The organism is Thomasclavelia saccharogumia DSM 17460 (assembly GCF_000686665.1).
Taxonomy (GTDB): Bacteria; Bacillota_I; Bacilli_A; order Erysipelotrichales; family Coprobacillaceae; genus Thomasclavelia; species Thomasclavelia saccharogumia.
Map to the genome: position 1 here is coordinate 1 of NZ_JMLH01000061.1, position 16,763 is coordinate 16,763.

Sequence of the window (16,763 nt, forward strand, 5' to 3'; positions counted from 1 at the left end):
TAAAACACTAACATGGACAACAAGTAACAGCAGTGTGGCAACAGTAAGCAGTACTGGAAAGATTACAGCTAAAAGTGCAGGAACAGCAACGATTACTGTAAAAACAAGTAATGGAAAAACAGCAAGCTGTAGAGTAACGGTTTCTAAGCCATCAGTCACATATCAAACTCATATTGAAGATATCGGCTGGCAGGACTGGCAAAGTGATGGTGTTACTTCGGGAACAGAAGGACAATCAAAAAGATTAGAAGCAATTAGAATAAATATTACTAATAATATTGATGGTATTAGATATCGCACTCATATTCAAGATATTGGCTGGCAGGATTGGCAAAGTAATGGTACATTATCAGGAACAAGTGGACAATCAAAGAGATTGGAAGCAATCCAGATAAGATTGACCGGAGACATGGAAAAGTATTATGATATCTATTATCGAGTACATGCCCAGGAATTTGGCTGGTTGGATTGGGCCAAGAATGGAGAGTCAGCAGCAGGAACAGCAGGATATAGTTACCGCTTAGAAGCGATAGAAATAAAACTGGTAGAAAAAGATGGAAAAGCACCAGGAGAAACAAGGCAACCATTTGTACAGCACTATGTAAGTTATAGTACACATGTACAAGATATCGGTTGGCAGGAAGCAAAATATGATGGAGAAATATCAGGAACAAGCGGTCAATCAAAGAGACTCGAAGGAATAACAATAGCGTTAGAAAACCCAAATTATCCAGGATCGATACAATATCGAAGCCATGTACAAGATATTGGCTGGCAGGGCTGGCAAAGCAATGGAACGATATCAGGAACAAGTGGACAATCAAAGAGATTGGAAGCAGTCCAGATAAGATTGACTGGAGAAATGGCCAATAAATATGATATTTATTATCGAGTACATGTACAGGATTATGACTGGCTAGGCTGGGCCAAGAATGGAGAATCAGCAGGAACAGAAGGTCTATCAAAGAGATTAGAAGCGATTCAAATTGTATTGGTGGAAAAAGGTGGTCAAGCACCAGGAAGTACAGAAAAAAGTTTTATAATAAAATAAAAGCAGATGACAAGTAATCAACTTGTCATCTTTTTGTGTATTATATAGTAATAAATCATTTAATTTTAAAGTATAATAAAGAATCGAATAATTTAAAAATAGATAAATAAAGTGTATTTAAAATATATCAATGTTTTTGAAAACATTGATATTAGTTTTATAATAGAAAAAAATTAATTATCTGAGTTATTATTGTGAAAAAGGATAGAGGATTATTTAATTTATAAAAATACAATATTAAATATTTTTCATATATGGTATATGATAAAATGATAATAGGAGGTGAAAAATGAAAAAATTATTGAGTATAGTTATAACACTTGTATTAATTTTTACTACTATAGTTAGTAATATTTATGCTCTTGAATCAGATTCAAAAGATAATGATAGTGTTGTAACAGAAGAGCAGGAAACTGAGTCTGAAAAAGAATATGATAATGAGATAGAATCTCAAGGTGTAAAAGAAAATATTGAAAATTCTAATGAACAAGATAGTATTTTACCAAGGATTTTATATTCAACACACGTGCAAGATATAGGCTGGCAGACATATGTTGAAGCTGGGAATGTAGCAGGAACAAGTGGGAAGTCTAAAAGATTAGAGGCTATTAAAATAAAATTAGATTTAGGTAGTTTATCTGGTGGTATTAGTTATTCAACACATATCCAAAACATTGGTTGGAGTAATTATGCAAGTAATGATGTAACTAGTGGAACAATAGGAAAAAGCCTTCGACTTGAAGCAATCAAAATTAGACTAACTGGAGAAATAAGTAATTATTATGATATATATTATCGGGTTCATATTCAAAATTATGGCTGGTTAGATTGGGCATGTAATGGTAAAGCAGCTGGTAGTCAAACATATGCTTATCGTATGGAAGCAATTGAAATACAACTTGTAAAAAAAGGAGATAATCCACCTGGATCTACAAATATCTCGTTTAGATCACCAGGTAAAATTTATTATTCAACACATGTGGAAAATTTGGGTTGGTTAAAAAACGTTGGTGATGGGGCTACTTCAGGGACTATTGGAAAATCAAAAAGAGTAGAAGGTATAAAAGTAAATATATCTGATTTACCATATGAGGGAAATGTTGAGTACAGTAGTCACATCCAAAATATTGGGTGGCAAGATTATAGAAGCAATGAAACTCTAAGTGGCACAGTTGGCCAAAAGTTAAGATTAGAAGCCGTTAAAATAAGACTTGCTGGTGAAATTGCTAATTATTATGACGTATATTATCGTGTTCATGTTCAAGAATTAGGCTGGTTAGATTGGGCTAAAAATGATGAAAAAGCAGGAACAGAGACATTTAGTTATAGAATAGAAGCAATAGAGATAAAGTTAATAGAAAAAAATAATCCTGCTCCAGGTAATACTAGTCGTCCATTTGTTGGGATGGGAAATGTTAATTACATTTCTTATGTCCAGGATTATGGTTGGATGGATTTAAAAACAAATGGAAGTACAAGTGGTACAGTAGGACAAGAAAGAAGAATAGAAGCGTTAAAAATCAGCTTAGGTGAAAATGAATATAATGGTAATATTCAATATAGCAGTCATATTCAAGATTATGGCTGGTTAGACTATGTTTCTGATGGAGAAATTTGTGGAATTACTGAAAGTTCAAAAAGGATAGAAGCAGTAAAAATTAGATTAACTGGAGAAATTTCTAATTATTATGATATATATTATCGTGTTCATGTTCAAGAGTTAGGCTGGTTAGATTGGGCTAAAAATGATCAAATTGCTGGTACTGTTGGTGGAAGTTTTAGAGTAGAAGCAATCGAATTGAAATTGTGTCCTAAGGGTGTTAGTATTTTAAATAACGGTGTGAGAAGATCAGTTTCGTTTATAGAAAAAAATGGATATAAAATATGTTATGATGCAAATGGAAGATTATATGAAGATGCAGAAGGTTTATTGGGTGTACGTTCTTCTTACGTGTTAAGAGTTAATAAAGGAAGTAATGTTGTAACAGTATTAACTCAAGATGGAACTGGTGAATATACTATAGCATTCAAAAGATTTGTCTGTTCTGTTGGTAATGATACTCCTATAGGAACATTTTATACGCCGGCAAAATATCGTTGGAGAGAGTTGGTGGGCCCAAGTTATGGGCAATATTCAACAAGAATTGTAGGTAGTATATTGTTTCATTCAGTACCGTATAATAAGATGAACATATATACTTTGTCACCTAGAATGTATAATCAGCTTGGAACAACGTGTTCACATGGTTGTGTAAGATTAACATGTGGAGATGCTAAATGGATCTATGATAACTGTGTTCTTGGTACAAGAGTTGATATTATTGTGGGTGGAAGTGATCCATTGAGTAAACCGAGTGCTCAAAAATTACCACTTAATCAGACTTGGGATCCTACAGACCCAAATATTTAAAAAAATATAATTGTTCATGATGAATTGACAATTGTTTTTTAAACTAAAATATTTATAATAATAAAGATATCGAACAAGTGATTGTATTTTACTTGTTCTTTATTTTTATAAAAAGTAAATGTTAATTTGAAAGATTATATCTCATTATTTATAATTCAATATCAAATAGATGTAACCAAACGATAAAAGATAGAAATAATTAGGATAATAGGGTATAATTGTTCTATGAATGTTGAGGTGAGATTATGAATAGAAAAATAATGCCATTTATGTTATTTGCAATAGAAATAGTGATGTATTATTTTATCTGTTTATATTTTAATATGGACAATGATTTGATCATTGGTTCAGGAACATTATATTTTTTATTCTTATTTATCTACGGACATTATTCTTTAAATACTTGTTTGATATGGAATGAAATCAAACAACTTGTTAAATCTAGCTTTTGTTTTTACATAGCTTTACTGGTATTAGTACCTAAATCAACAGGATATGAAAGAAGAATGCATTTAACCTTGATGGTTATTTCAATGTTTTTGATTAGTTTGTTAGCTTCGAGATTTTTAAGAATAGCCTTTAGAGAACAGTTTGCACGAAGAACATTAGTTATTGGTACAGGATATGAAGCGGCTAGATTGGGTAAAATATCTAATAATAATCGCTTTGCTTTAACAGATGTTAAAGGATATGTAGATGTAAATAAAACTGATGAATTATATGGCTTTAAACAAGATAATACGATTAAGCATAGTCATGTTTATGACTATAGTAAAATAGATGAAGCTATTGATAATTTAAAAATAGAACAGATAATTATTGCTTTACCAGAAGCAAATCAGCAAGTATTAGATAAAGTAATGAGTGATATCTATGGTAAAGTAGAAGCTGTTAAATACTTGCCAAATGTAAATGGAACAATGACTTTTTCATCAGAAGTTCAAGATTTTGATGGGCAATTATTAATTGCCACATCAAATGATAAAATGTCTTTATTAGATCGAATTTTTAAACGCTTTATTGATATTATAGTAGGAATAGTTGGTGTTATTATGTTATTGCCACTGATGGCATTTGTTAAATATAAATACATAAAAAGTGGAGATAATGATAATATAATGTTTTCACAAGAAAGAATTGGTAAAAATGGTAAATTAATAAAGATATATAAATTTAGATCAATGATTCCAAACGCTGAAGATGCGTTGGAAAAAATGATGGCAGAAGACCCAAAGATCAAAGAAGAATATTTGACCAATAAGAAATTGAAAAATGATCCTAGAATTACTGAAGTAGGTCATTTTTTAAGAAAAACATCTTTAGATGAATGGCCACAATTCATAAATGTATTAAAAGGTGAAATGAGTTTTATAGGGCCTAGGCCATATCTTCCTCGTGAAAAAGAGGATATGGGACAATACTATGATTCAATTATTCAGCTTAAACCAGGTATTACGGGGATGTGGCAAGCTAATGGTAGAAGTGATGTGGAATTTAGTTATAGATGTAAATTAGATGACTATTATTATCATAATTGGTCTATTTGGTTAGATTTTACAATCATATATAAAACTGTTAAAAGTGTAGTATATGGAAAAGGGTCACTTTAATAGTTTATAGGTAAAATCAAATATTAATATTAAAGTGATGATATTAATAAGCAGCTAAAGGCAAATCATTGTGAAAATAATTGATAAATACTATAATAAAGAAATTAATTTATAGGATGGTGAAAAATCATGAAAAATATAACTATTGTAGGAACTGGGTATGTAGGACTATCATTAGCTGTGTTACTTGCACAAAATAATGCGGTTGTAGCATTAGATATTATTAAAGAAAAAATTGATATGATTAATAATCGTATATCACCTATTAAAGATAAAGAAATTGAAAAGTATTTTAAAACAAAAGATTTAAATTTAAAGGCTACTCTTGATAAAGAAGTTGCTTTGAAAAAAGCAGAGTATGTAGTAATCAGTACACCAACTAATTATGATGAAAAAAAGAATTATTTTGACACTTCTTCTGTAGAAAAAACAATTGAATCGGTGTTAGAAATTAATCCTAATGTAGTAATAATTATTAAATCGACGGTACCAGTAGGGTATACCGAAGATATAAAGAAAAAATATGAGATAGATAATGTTATATTTTCACCAGAATTTTTAAGAGAAGGAAAAGCATTATATGATAATTTATATCCTTCTAGAATAGTAGTAGGTGAAAGAAGTGAAAGAGCTAAAACATTTGCAAATCTACTAAAAGAGGGAGCAATTAAAAAGGATGTTCCAATGTTGTTTACAGGAAATACAGAAGCAGAGGCAATTAAATTATTTGCAAATACATATCTTGCAATGAGAGTATCATATTTCAATGAACTTGATACTTATGCTGAAGTAAGAGGGTTGAATACGAAAGATATTATTGAAGGAGTAGGATTAGATCCAAGAATAGGAAAACATTATAACAATCCATCATTTGGATATGGGGGATATTGTCTTCCTAAAGATACAAAACAATTAAAAGCAAATTATAGAGATGTGCCAGAAAATTTAATTAGTGCTATTGTGGAAAGTAATAGGACAAGAAAGGATCATATTGCGCAGATGATAATTGATAGAAAACCTGATGTTGTAGGAATTTATCGTTTAACAATGAAAGTAGGTAGTGATAATTACAGAGCTTCATCAATTCAAGGAATTATGAAGAGAATAAAGGCTAAGGGAGTAGAAGTAGTAGTATATGAACCAACATATAAAGAAAAATTTTTTAATAACAGTAAAGTAATTGATGATATAGAATACTTTAAAAAAATGAGCAATGTGATTGTAGCAAATAGAATGAGTGCTGAAATAGAAGATGTTAAAGAAAAAGTATACACAAGAGATTTATATGAAAGGGACTAAACAAAAATATGCCAAAAGTAAGTATAATAATGCCTAACCATAATGGTGAAAGATATATCAAGGATTCAATTCAAAGTGTTTTGGATCAAACATTTGTTGATTTTGAATTAATTATTATAGATGATTTTTCAAGCGATAATTCTAGACAAATTATTGATTCATTTAGCGATAAAAGAATAATTAAATATTACTCCAACAAAAATAGACATGTTGCCTATACAGTTAATATTGGCTTTGCTATGGCTACAGGTGACTATATAGCACGAATAGATAGTGATGATCAATGGGCAAGAGAAAAATTAGAAAAACAAGTTGCATTTATGAATGCTAATATTGAATATGGTGCTTGTTTTACAAGGGTTCATATCATAGATGATGATGGAAATCAAACAGATGAAAAAAGTATATATGATTTGTTTACGTTAGAAGAAAATAAAGGACAAAAAGAATGGCTGCATTATTTTTTTGAAAATGGAAATTGTCTATGTAATCCCTCTGTTTTGATGAGAAAATCAGCATTAGAGCAAATAGGGAAGTATTATAATATATCTTATGTACCAGCTCAAGATTTTGAGTTATGGACACGAATGTTGAGGAAGTTTCCAATACATATATTAGATGAAAAATTAACATATTATCGTTGGACTGATTCGGAGAGTAAAATTAGTGGTAATGATTTAAGTAGCGAAATTGCTTTTTTTAATGTACATACTATGATTAAAAGAAACTTTTTTAATGATATGACAGATGAAGAATTTATTAATTTTTTTGGTGAAGATTTTGTTAATTATAATTCAAAAACGAGTCTTGAACTTGAAATAGAAAAAGCATATCTACTTTTAAATTCTGTTAAGTCAACAAATATGAGATGGTTAGGTTTAGAAGCGTTTGAGATATTATTACATAAAGAAGGGGCATTAGAACTTTTGGAAAAAAACTATAACTTTAATTTATGTGAATATTATAAATTGTACAGGAATTCTAGTTTATATGATACAGTGGTAAAAAAGACTTTAGAAAATTTAGAAACTGAAAAAAGAGGATTAGAAATAAAAATTAAAGAAAATAAAGAATATCTTGATTTTTATAAAACTGAAATCGAAAAAATAAACTTAGAATTAAAGAAAATTTTAAATTCATCTTCTTGGAGATTAACTGAACCATTAAGAAAGTTTATAAAAATTTTTCATAAATAGTTTAGATAATTAAAATAGTTAGTAAGAGCTATCAGAAGATAGCTCTTACTAGTATGAAATATAATAGTGTTTTTAAGACTAATTTATGATATTATAATGAATGAAAATCGGTGTTTTATTTATTATGATAATCTTGTTGTATGTAAAGTTGACAATTTGGTGAAAAATACAGTAAAATTCAATCTTGAAAATGGGAATAATATATTTATATTAAAAAGGTGGATAATATGGAAAATATACAAAATGCAATAGAAGTTAGAAATATGAGTAAAGATTTTAAACTTGTTTTTGATAAGCCAACTACATTAAAAGAACGATTAGTTTTTTGGAATAGAGAAAAACCTAAATGGCATCATGTTTTAAAAAATATTAATTTAGATATAAAAAAAGGTGATACGGTGGCTTTAGTAGGAACAAACGGTAGTGGTAAATCTACATTATTAAAATTGATGACAAAAATACTCTATCCTACAAAAGGAACATTAGAAACATCAGGTAAATTAACATCTTTATTAGAACTGGGTGCTGGATTTCATCCTGATTTTACTGGAAGAGAAAATATATATTTTAATGCATCTATTTTTGGATTAACTAGAGCAGATATAGAAAAAAGAATTGATGACATTATTGAATTTTCTGAATTAGGAAGTTTTATTGATAATCCCGTAAGAACATATTCATCAGGGATGTATATGCGTTTAGCTTTTTCGGTTGCCATTAATGTAGACGCTGAAATATTATTAATTGATGAAATCTTAGCAGTAGGAGATCAACATTTTCAAGATAAATGTTTTGCTAAATTAAAAGAGTTAAGAGATAGTGATAAAACAATCGTGATTGTTTCTCATAGTTTAGATATGATTAGAAAATTATGTACACGAGCAATTTGGATTTATAAGGGTGAAATAAAAGCAGATGGGGTACCTAATTTAGTAATTGATCAATATTTAGATCAGGTTGTAAAAGATCATGCAAGTCAAGTTAAAGATTATCAACCTGAGACTATTAATTGTATTTTAACAGTTGAAACACCGATTGAAGGAGAAGTAAAGGATAACAGTAGTAATATAGTTGTATCTGGTTGGGAAGTAAGTAACACATTTAATACAAATGTTGATATTTATTTAGATAATAAGTATATTGGTAGAGCCAAGAGACATAAACGAAATGATGTTTTAATGCATTATCAAGAAGCTAATGGAGGAGCTAGTATGAATGCTAATGCTGGTTGGGAAATTAATGTCTCAACAGAAGGTATTGTGGGGAGTCATGAACTTTGTGTAAAAGTGAGTGATGGAGTAAATATAATTGCAAATAAGAGTATACATGTAAGTTTTAAGGATAAGAGTAGGTAATATTATGAAGCTAATAACAAATTTATATCAATATCGAGAATTATTAAAATCTAATATTAAAAAAGAAATAAGAGGTAAGTATAAAGGTTCTATTTTAGGAGTATTATGGTCATTTTTAAATCCATTATTAATGGTCATGGTTTATTTTTTAGTATTTCCATTCTTATTTAGAAATACAGTTGATAATTATTTAATTTACTTAGTGCTTGGAGTTATACCATGGAATTTTTTTACTACTACTATGAATCAAGGAATTATGACGATCAGGGTAAATGAAGGAATTATTAAAAAAGTCTATTTTCCTAGAGAAATATTACCAATTTCTGTAGCCACTAGTGGATTAGTTAATTTCTTTATTTCATCAATAATAATGTTGTTATTTTGTATTTTTGGTGGAGTAGGAATTTCATGGCATTTAGTACTATTCCCAATATTTGCTATTATACAATATTTTATAACAATGGGTTTAGTTTTAGGACTAAGTGCCATAAATGTCTATATTAAGGATACCGAATATATAGTTCAATTTTTTGTCAATATGCTTTTTTATGGAACACCAATTTTGTATGATTTAAGTACTTTTAAAAATTTTCCTGCTACATTAATGAATATAATCAATTTAAATCCATTTAAACACTTAATGGTTATATATCGTGATTTATTTATGTATCATCATATACCTGATACAGGAGCTGTATTATACGTTATTGGATTTGCAATAGTCTGTTTTTTAGGTGGACTAGCAATATTTAGAAAATTAGAAAAAGGTTTTGCTGAGGAGGTATAAAATGACTGGAGCTTCTACAGACAAACCAATAACGTTTGTTAAGGAAGAAATTACTGGTATTAAGGTTCAATACTTAAAAGTAATTTTTACTAATGTAAAGGATAATGATAAATTTATTGTTACAACTGATATTGGAAAAATAGAATTTAATGAAAAAATAATTTCTGATGAGGGTGATATGCAAATTGAATTCGCTATTCCTAAAAATAGCAGACAAATTATAATAAAATATGAAAGAGAAGAAAAAATATCAGAAATATATAAATTAGATATTTCTGTACGATTTAAATTTAAAATCTTATTGAGAAAGATTTTCTCTATTTTTAAAAGATCAGTTATAGTATTTGGACGTGGAATGAGATTTTTATGGCGTGAGCATCATATGGTTGTTCCACCTGCGTTATGGAAAAAATATATTTTAAAATTTGTTCGACGAGTAAAGGAAAGAGGAGAAATATTATGGAATCCATTTATACAGGATGATTATCACAAATGGATTTCTATATTTGAAGATAATACTGAGATAAAAAAATTGAAGTATAATCCTTTAATGTCTATTCTTATACCTGTTTATAATGTTAAAAGACAATATTTAAGTGAATGTTTGGATTCAATTTTAAATCAAACATATCAAAATTTTGAAGTATGTATAGTTGATGATTGTTCTACAAACCAAGAGACAATAAAGGTATTAAAAGAATATAGTTCAAAAGACAATAGAATTAAAATAATGAGAAGAGCAGAAAACGGACATATATCACGTGCGACAAATGATGCATTAGATATGGCAAGCGGTGAATTTATTTGTTTAGTTGATAATGATGATACTCTCGCACCTAATGCTTTATATGAAAATGTGTTACTATTGAATGAGCATAATAATGCTGATTTTATTTACAGTGATGAAGATAAGTTAGATGTTCATGGTTCAAGATGTGAACCACATTTTAAATCAGATTTTGCTCCTGATACTTTATTAGGTATAAATTATATATGTCATTTTTCGGTTTTAAGAACTTCTTTAGTTAAGGAGATTGGTGGTTTTAGAGTAGGTTTTGAAGGTGTTCAAGATCATGATTTATTTTTAAGAATAACAGAAAAAACTAAAAATATTTATCATATTCCCAAAATACTTTATCATTGGAGAATGATCCCAGGTTCTACGGCTGTAACAATAGATAATAAGGGTTATGCTGTAGAAAAAGGAATTAATGCTATAAAAGAGGCTCTAGAAAGAAGAAATGTACAAGGAGCAAAAGTGAAAAGCATTAATAATAGTACTGTTTATAAAGTAGAATATAATTATGAAAAAGAGCCAAGTGTGTCTATAATTATTCCAATGAGAGATTTTGCTGAAATAACAGAAGTTTGTTTAAAATCAGTTTTTGAATTAACAAATTATAAAAATTACGAAGTTGTTTTAGTTGATAACAATAGTGAGAAACAAGAGTCCTTTGAATTGTTTGAAAAGTATAAAAAACAACAAAAGAATTTTAGAATAGTAAAAGCTGATATGGAATTCAACTATTCTGCAATAAATAATTTAGCAGTAAATACATGTGATACAGATGTTATTGTTTTACTAAATAATGATACAGAGATAATTACTCCTGAATGGTTAAAAATAATGGTTGGTTATGCTATTCAATCACATATTGGAGCAGTAGGACCAAAACTATTATATCCAGATATGACAATTCAGCATGGTGGAGTTTTATTAGGCTTAGGCGGTGCAGTTGCTGCTCATGCATTTATTAGTCATCCTCGTGATGATGATGGTGTTTATGGTAGATTAAAAATTCCTTATAATTATTCAGCAGTAACTGCAGCGTGTTTGGCAGTAGAAAGAAAAAAATATGATCAAGTTAACGGATTGAACGAAGAACTAAAAGTTGCTTATAATGATATTGATTTTAATTTAAAATTATTAACTGCAGGATATTATAACTTATTTATTCCACAAGTAGAATTGATTCATTATGAATCAAAAAGTCGAGGGCTTGATTCTACTAGCGAAAAATACAAACAATTTATTACAGAAAACAATTATATGTACGAAAAATGGAGTAGATATATAGAAGATGATCCATACTATAATAAAAACTTTAGCAAAATGGGAGTATACATGTTAGATAGAAGTAAAGAAGGAGGGATAAAATAGTGTTAAGATACAGAATTGAGGAATGTGAAGTGTGTGGGGTATTGAATCCAACATTGGTAATAAGAGGATGGGTTGAAAATGCTGCAAATGAAATAATTATTAAGGGGAATGATAACGAAGTTATAGAAAAAAAAATTGAAAAATATAGATCCCGAATAAGTACCTTTAACTATAAAATTTCTTTAGGTAAATCGCAAAGATATGATATATATTTTCAATGTGATACAGAATTAGTGAAGGTAACAAGTATTTTATCTACAAGTATGCGTAGAGTAAAACAAAAATTAAAACCTCAAGGTAATTATAAAAGTAGAGCATTAGCTAGATTGCAAAAGGTTAGTACAAAAGGAAGTGTAAAGGATCCATTAAAAGAAGAACAAAAGAAATATTGCAAAGGAACAGCTAATCCCAAAGATATTGATAAATATATGCTTTGGTTAAACGGAAATACAGATTTTTGCGATAAAGATTCTTTTGAATATAATCCTAAAATTTCAATAGTAATGCCTGTTTATAATGTTCCTGGAAAATATCTGGCTTTATGTTTAGATTCAATTCTTAATCAAACATATCAAAATTTTGAAATTTGTATCGCTGATGATTGTTCAAAAAAAGAAGATACAATAGAAACGTTAAAATACTATATGAATAAAGACGAAAGAATTAAAGTTGTATTTAGAACTGAAAACGGACATATATCAAGAGCAACTAATTCAGCTTTAGAAATTGCAACAGGGGAATTTATTGGACTTATGGATAACGATGATAAATTGGAAGTACATGCATTAAGTGAAGTTGTAAAAGCATTAAACGAAAATAAAGATATTGATTTTATCTATAGTGATGAAGATAAAATAGATATGGATGAAGTTCGCAGTGATCCACATTTTAAGTCAGATTTTGCTTTAGATACATTATATGGAGGAAATTATATTTGTCATTTTTCTGTAATAAGAAAATCTATAGTAGATAAAATTGGTGGTTTTAGAGTTGGTTATGAAGGAGCACAAGACTTTGATTTATTTTTAAGAATAACTAATGAAACTAGTAAGATTCATCATATCCCTAAAATTCTTTATCATTGGAGAATGATCCCAGGTTCTACGGCAGTTGGTGGAGATGGAGCAAAAAATTATGCAGCTTTAGCTGGAAAAAAAGCATTAGAAGATTATTTTTTGAAAAAGAATATTTTTGTTAATATTGATAATTTTATTAGTACTCATTATTTTGTTGAGTACTTATTCGATAAGGAGCCAAAGGTTGAAATAATTATATATAATTATAATGAAGAAAGTCAAATTCTAAAATCTATTGAACAGATGACAGCTTATAAAAATTATAGTATTACTTGTATCGATGATGATGTAAAGAAAATAAATGAAATTGTAGAAAAATCGCTAGCTGAATTTATAGTGTTTATGGATAATAAGTGTGATATTTTAACAATTGATTGGCTTGATTTATTAGTAGGTTATGCAGGTCAAGAAAATATCGGGGTTGCTGGTGCAAAAATTATGGATGATTCATTAATTGTAAGAGAAAGCGGGATTATTCTAACAACTGAACCATCTTTAATACCAGCTACAATTCCAACCTATCGAGATGATTATGGTTATAATGGTAGATTACTAGTTCCTTTCAATTATACTATTATTGAAAATAAAGTGTTTGCAATCCAAAAAAGCAAATTTATACCATTAGATTCACAATTTAGTATAGATTACACTTATTATGATTTAAATCTTAATCTTATAGAAAAGGGTTATAGAAATGTTTTTGTTCCGCAAATTGAAATGAAAAATAGTAGAGCAACTTCGGTATTGAAATCATCGGAAATAGAAAAATTAGCACTTAAACATCCTGAAATATTTAATAAAAATGATCCATATTATAATTTTAATTTCTCAATGGAAATACCTTTTAGAATGGATATATAAAGGAGATTTGTATGATACAAAATTTATTTTCTATACGAAATAGGATAAATAAGGATGGAATATTATCATGGATGATAATTATATTAATGTTTTTTTGCATTTTTTTAATGATATTTTGGATAATTAAGCCAAGATATATTAATAGTTCTGCTGGTTTTAGTTTATCAAGTGAAAGTATTGAAAATGAAGATTATTTCTTAGTAAATGATGGAAATGATATATCTTTAGAATTAATTTCTCCTATTGATCGTATTTATCAATTTGGTGTATATGTTTCAAGGGAAAATGATGCTTTAAAAGATAGTAATGTAGTTATAAAATTAAAAGATGAAAACAATACAGTGCTATGGTCTAATAGTTACAGTTATGATTTAATAAATGATTTTACTTTTTTAGCACTAGTGACAGATGGAATAAGTGATTTAAAAGATCAAAAAGTAAAATTGGAAATAACTACTGAAAATATTGACACATCAAATTCTTTAAAAATTTATAAATACAAGGATCAAACTAATATGAGAGTTTCATATGGAGGAAAAAGTGAAGATAGTATTGCGTATGCAATTATTGGAGAAAATCCATCACGTTCTTTTGTATGGTATCCACTTACTGCATTAATTATTTTGTTATCCTTCTCGACTCTTCATAAATGGAATTTGAATATTAGGAGGAATAAGGATGAATAAAAAAAATGGAAAAATTTTTATATTATCTATAGTTCTTGTTGTCTTAGCTTTAGCAGTAGAATTTTTATTTAGTAATTATCAAATCTTATTTTTAAATAATGATAGTAAGGGGATAATTAATACTTCATATATAGAAGATGGAGATAAAATAAAAATCAATAATATAGATAATTTTGTAAAAAAGTTAAAAATATCTTATAAAGTTGAAGAAGATGCACCTTTAACAATAAACTATAATTATTATAATGAATTTAAAAAAGAAAATAGTGGCGTTGTAAATATTAGTTTATTAAGAGGTTTAGATGAATATGTATTAACTATTAATAAAGATATAAAATCTATTGAGATATCGGATATTGAAACAGATGATATAACAAATATATCAATTATAAATGATTATACATATTCATATGTACGAGCAGTTGGTTTTAGTGTCTTGTTTTTATTGATATACTATGTGATTTATAATAAAAGAAACATAGTAAGCAAATTACACATTTTATCATTTATGATAATTCTATCTATGGGGGGATTAATTATTGCCAGTGAGCCAACTTTAGGTAATATTGCTCCTGATGATCAGATTCATATGCAAAATTCGTATAGAAACAGCTCACTTAGTACGGTTAGTTATACAAATGCATTTTATTATGTTACTGAATTACCACCACACTCATTTCCATTAAGTGCAGAGACAAATAAAGAATTAAATCACTATTTAGATTCTAAAGAGATGACCGAAGGAGAAAATGGCGTTAAATCTAAGTTTATACCATATAGTGATGTTCCATATTTAGTTGCTGGGGTAGGAATAAGATTAGGTGATATAATGAATTTACCATTTACAGCTACTTTTTGCTTAGGTAAATTAGCTAATCTATTATTCTATGATTTAATGTGTTTTTTTGCAATAAAAAAAGCAAAAATTGGAAGAAAAATAGTATTTGGAATAAGTATTATACCTAGTTCAATATTTTTAGCTAGCAATTATTCGCTTGATGGTATAATGATATCTACTTTATTATTGTCAACAGTAACATTTATGAATATGTATTATGATAGAGAAAAATTAATTACAAAAAAAGAATTAGCCATATTTTTATTTCCAATTATTTTAGCTACTTTTGCTAAAGCTATTTATGGAGTATTGGTACTATTATTATTGTTATTACCAAAAGAAAAATTTGAAAATAATAAACAAAAGAATTTATTTAAATTAAGTATTATAGGAGTATTCATACTGTTAAGCTATACATATATAGCACCTATGATGACAGGAAGTATGGGCGGAGATGTTAGGGGAGGAAATACTAGTTTTTCAGGACAGTTGTCTAGTATATTAAGTCATCCTATTGGTTTTGTTCAAATGTGTATTAGTAACATTTATAATGGAATTTATTCAAATTTGATTAGTCCATCTATGTATGTCTTTTTTGCATATTTAGGATCACCAGATTTTACTATACAAATGATTTTATTTATAACTCTATTGTATATTTTTTTAACAAATGGTAGAGAGTTTATTAAAATAAAGGGAAAAGAAAGAATAATTATATCAATTTTAATCCTAATAATATGTGCAATGATTTATGGAGCAATGTATCTAACATTTACAGAGGTGGGAAATTCAAAGGTTGAAGGAGTTCAAAGTAGATATTTTTTGCCACTGTTACTTCCGATATTTATTGTACTATTACCACGTATTAAATTTATTTCAGTTGCCGAAGATAAAGAATATTCATTTATATCTATAGTATTAATATTTGTTATATTTTTATCAGTCTATAATATGATGATACTTCCTTTTGCAATATAAAATATTATAGCAGTTAGAAATTTTAAAATTCTAACTGCTAATTTCTATATGTTAATATGTTTTTGTTGATGATTAGTCAATTTAATAAATAGAGGTGTAATAGTTTATGAAAAATTTATTAAATCTTTCTTTTGAAAAGTTAAAAAGGCCTGAATTTATACAATGGTATTAAGTTAAGAGAAAATGAAAAATCATTGAATTAAGATAAGATGGTTGTTAAAGTAAAAACAGCCATCTTTTCTGTTATTCATAAATAAAAATATAAAAATATGGATTTTAGATATACTTAAAAAGAACTAGCATCTAGCTCAAAAAATTTTATTGTTATTCTAAAATAACGTGTTATAATAATTCATGTCAGGACGTTCTATAATTTAACGGTTGACATGATTTGGGTTTTATAGCACGTTCATATGATCTTTCTGGTCTTTGCGGGACCAGAAATTTTTTTATTC

General features: G+C 27.9%; 11 protein-coding genes. All 11 read left to right on the top strand.

Going from position 1 to position 16,763, the window contains the following annotated elements:
• Positions 1-1,051: Ig-like domain-containing protein (locus BR82_RS15780; protein ID WP_084300823.1), on the top strand; the 1,051-nt coding region annotated here is incomplete at its 5' end.
• A 289-nt stretch (positions 1,052-1,340) separates the two neighbouring features.
• On the top strand, positions 1,341-3,461 hold the full coding sequence (locus BR82_RS16425) for a L,D-transpeptidase family protein (RefSeq protein WP_051592824.1): 2,121 nt from the start codon (positions 1,341-1,343) through the stop codon (positions 3,459-3,461).
• Between the two features lie 245 nt (positions 3,462-3,706).
• Entirely contained in the window at positions 3,707-5,071 is a 1,365-nt protein-coding gene (locus BR82_RS0111815) for a sugar transferase (RefSeq protein ID WP_027090356.1), read from the top strand.
• Positions 5,072-5,200: 129 nt separating this feature from the next.
• Positions 5,201-6,370 carry a nucleotide sugar dehydrogenase gene (locus BR82_RS0111820; protein WP_027090357.1) on the top strand — a complete coding sequence of 390 codons (1,170 nt, stop codon included), beginning with the start codon at positions 5,201-5,203 and terminating at the stop codon, positions 6,368-6,370.
• Between the two features lie 8 nt (positions 6,371-6,378).
• Positions 6,379-7,566, top strand: coding sequence for a glycosyltransferase family 2 protein (locus BR82_RS15790; protein WP_034864898.1), 1,188 nt, complete (start codon positions 6,379-6,381; stop codon positions 7,564-7,566).
• Positions 7,567-7,793: 227 nt separating this feature from the next.
• Positions 7,794-8,921, top strand: a complete 1,128-nt coding sequence (locus BR82_RS0111830) for an ABC transporter ATP-binding protein (protein WP_027090358.1) — start codon at positions 7,794-7,796, stop codon at positions 8,919-8,921.
• Positions 8,922-8,925: 4 nt separating this feature from the next.
• Positions 8,926-9,708, top strand: coding sequence for an ABC transporter permease (locus BR82_RS0111835; protein ID WP_027090359.1), 783 nt, complete (start codon positions 8,926-8,928; stop codon positions 9,706-9,708).
• 1 nt (position 9,709) lies between these two features.
• Positions 9,710-11,869 carry a glycosyltransferase family 2 protein gene (locus BR82_RS15795; protein WP_034864900.1) on the top strand — a complete coding sequence of 720 codons (2,160 nt, stop codon included), beginning with the start codon at positions 9,710-9,712 and terminating at the stop codon, positions 11,867-11,869.
• Positions 11,869-13,806 (top strand): glycosyltransferase family 2 protein, encoded by a 1,938-nt coding sequence (locus BR82_RS0111845; protein ID WP_034864902.1) that lies wholly within the window; start codon positions 11,869-11,871, stop codon positions 13,804-13,806. The genes BR82_RS15795 and BR82_RS0111845 overlap by 1 nt, the downstream gene beginning before the upstream one ends.
• An 11-nt stretch (positions 13,807-13,817) precedes the next feature.
• Complete coding sequence (locus BR82_RS0111850) at positions 13,818-14,492, top strand: hypothetical protein (protein WP_027090361.1); 675 nt, start codon at positions 13,818-13,820, stop codon at positions 14,490-14,492.
• The gene (locus BR82_RS0111855; protein ID WP_027090362.1) at positions 14,485-16,308 is read left to right on the top strand and encodes a DUF2142 domain-containing protein; all 1,824 of its coding nucleotides are present in this window, start codon (positions 14,485-14,487) and stop codon (positions 16,306-16,308) included. The genes BR82_RS0111850 and BR82_RS0111855 overlap by 8 nt, the downstream gene beginning before the upstream one ends.
• Positions 16,309-16,763: the final 455 nt, after the last annotated feature.

What these genes read in the sequence shown, in the direction of transcription:
- BR82_RS0111835 (WP_027090359.1), top strand. Translation starts at nt 8,926, where the DNA reads ATGAAGCTAATAACAAATTTATATCAATATCGAGAATTATTAAAATCT.
- BR82_RS15790 (WP_034864898.1), top strand. Translation starts at nt 6,379, where the DNA reads ATGCCAAAAGTAAGTATAATAATGCCTAACCATAATGGTGAAAGATAT.
- BR82_RS0111855 (WP_027090362.1), top strand. Translation starts at nt 14,485, where the DNA reads ATGAATAAAAAAAATGGAAAAATTTTTATATTATCTATAGTTCTTGTT.
- BR82_RS0111815 (WP_027090356.1), top strand. Translation starts at nt 3,707, where the DNA reads ATGAATAGAAAAATAATGCCATTTATGTTATTTGCAATAGAAATAGTG.
- BR82_RS0111820 (WP_027090357.1), top strand. Translation starts at nt 5,201, where the DNA reads ATGAAAAATATAACTATTGTAGGAACTGGGTATGTAGGACTATCATTA.
- BR82_RS0111850 (WP_027090361.1), top strand. Translation starts at nt 13,818, where the DNA reads ATGATACAAAATTTATTTTCTATACGAAATAGGATAAATAAGGATGGA.
- BR82_RS16425 (WP_051592824.1), top strand. Translation starts at nt 1,341, where the DNA reads ATGAAAAAATTATTGAGTATAGTTATAACACTTGTATTAATTTTTACT.
- BR82_RS15795 (WP_034864900.1), top strand. Translation starts at nt 9,710, where the DNA reads ATGACTGGAGCTTCTACAGACAAACCAATAACGTTTGTTAAGGAAGAA.
- BR82_RS0111830 (WP_027090358.1), top strand. Translation starts at nt 7,794, where the DNA reads ATGGAAAATATACAAAATGCAATAGAAGTTAGAAATATGAGTAAAGAT.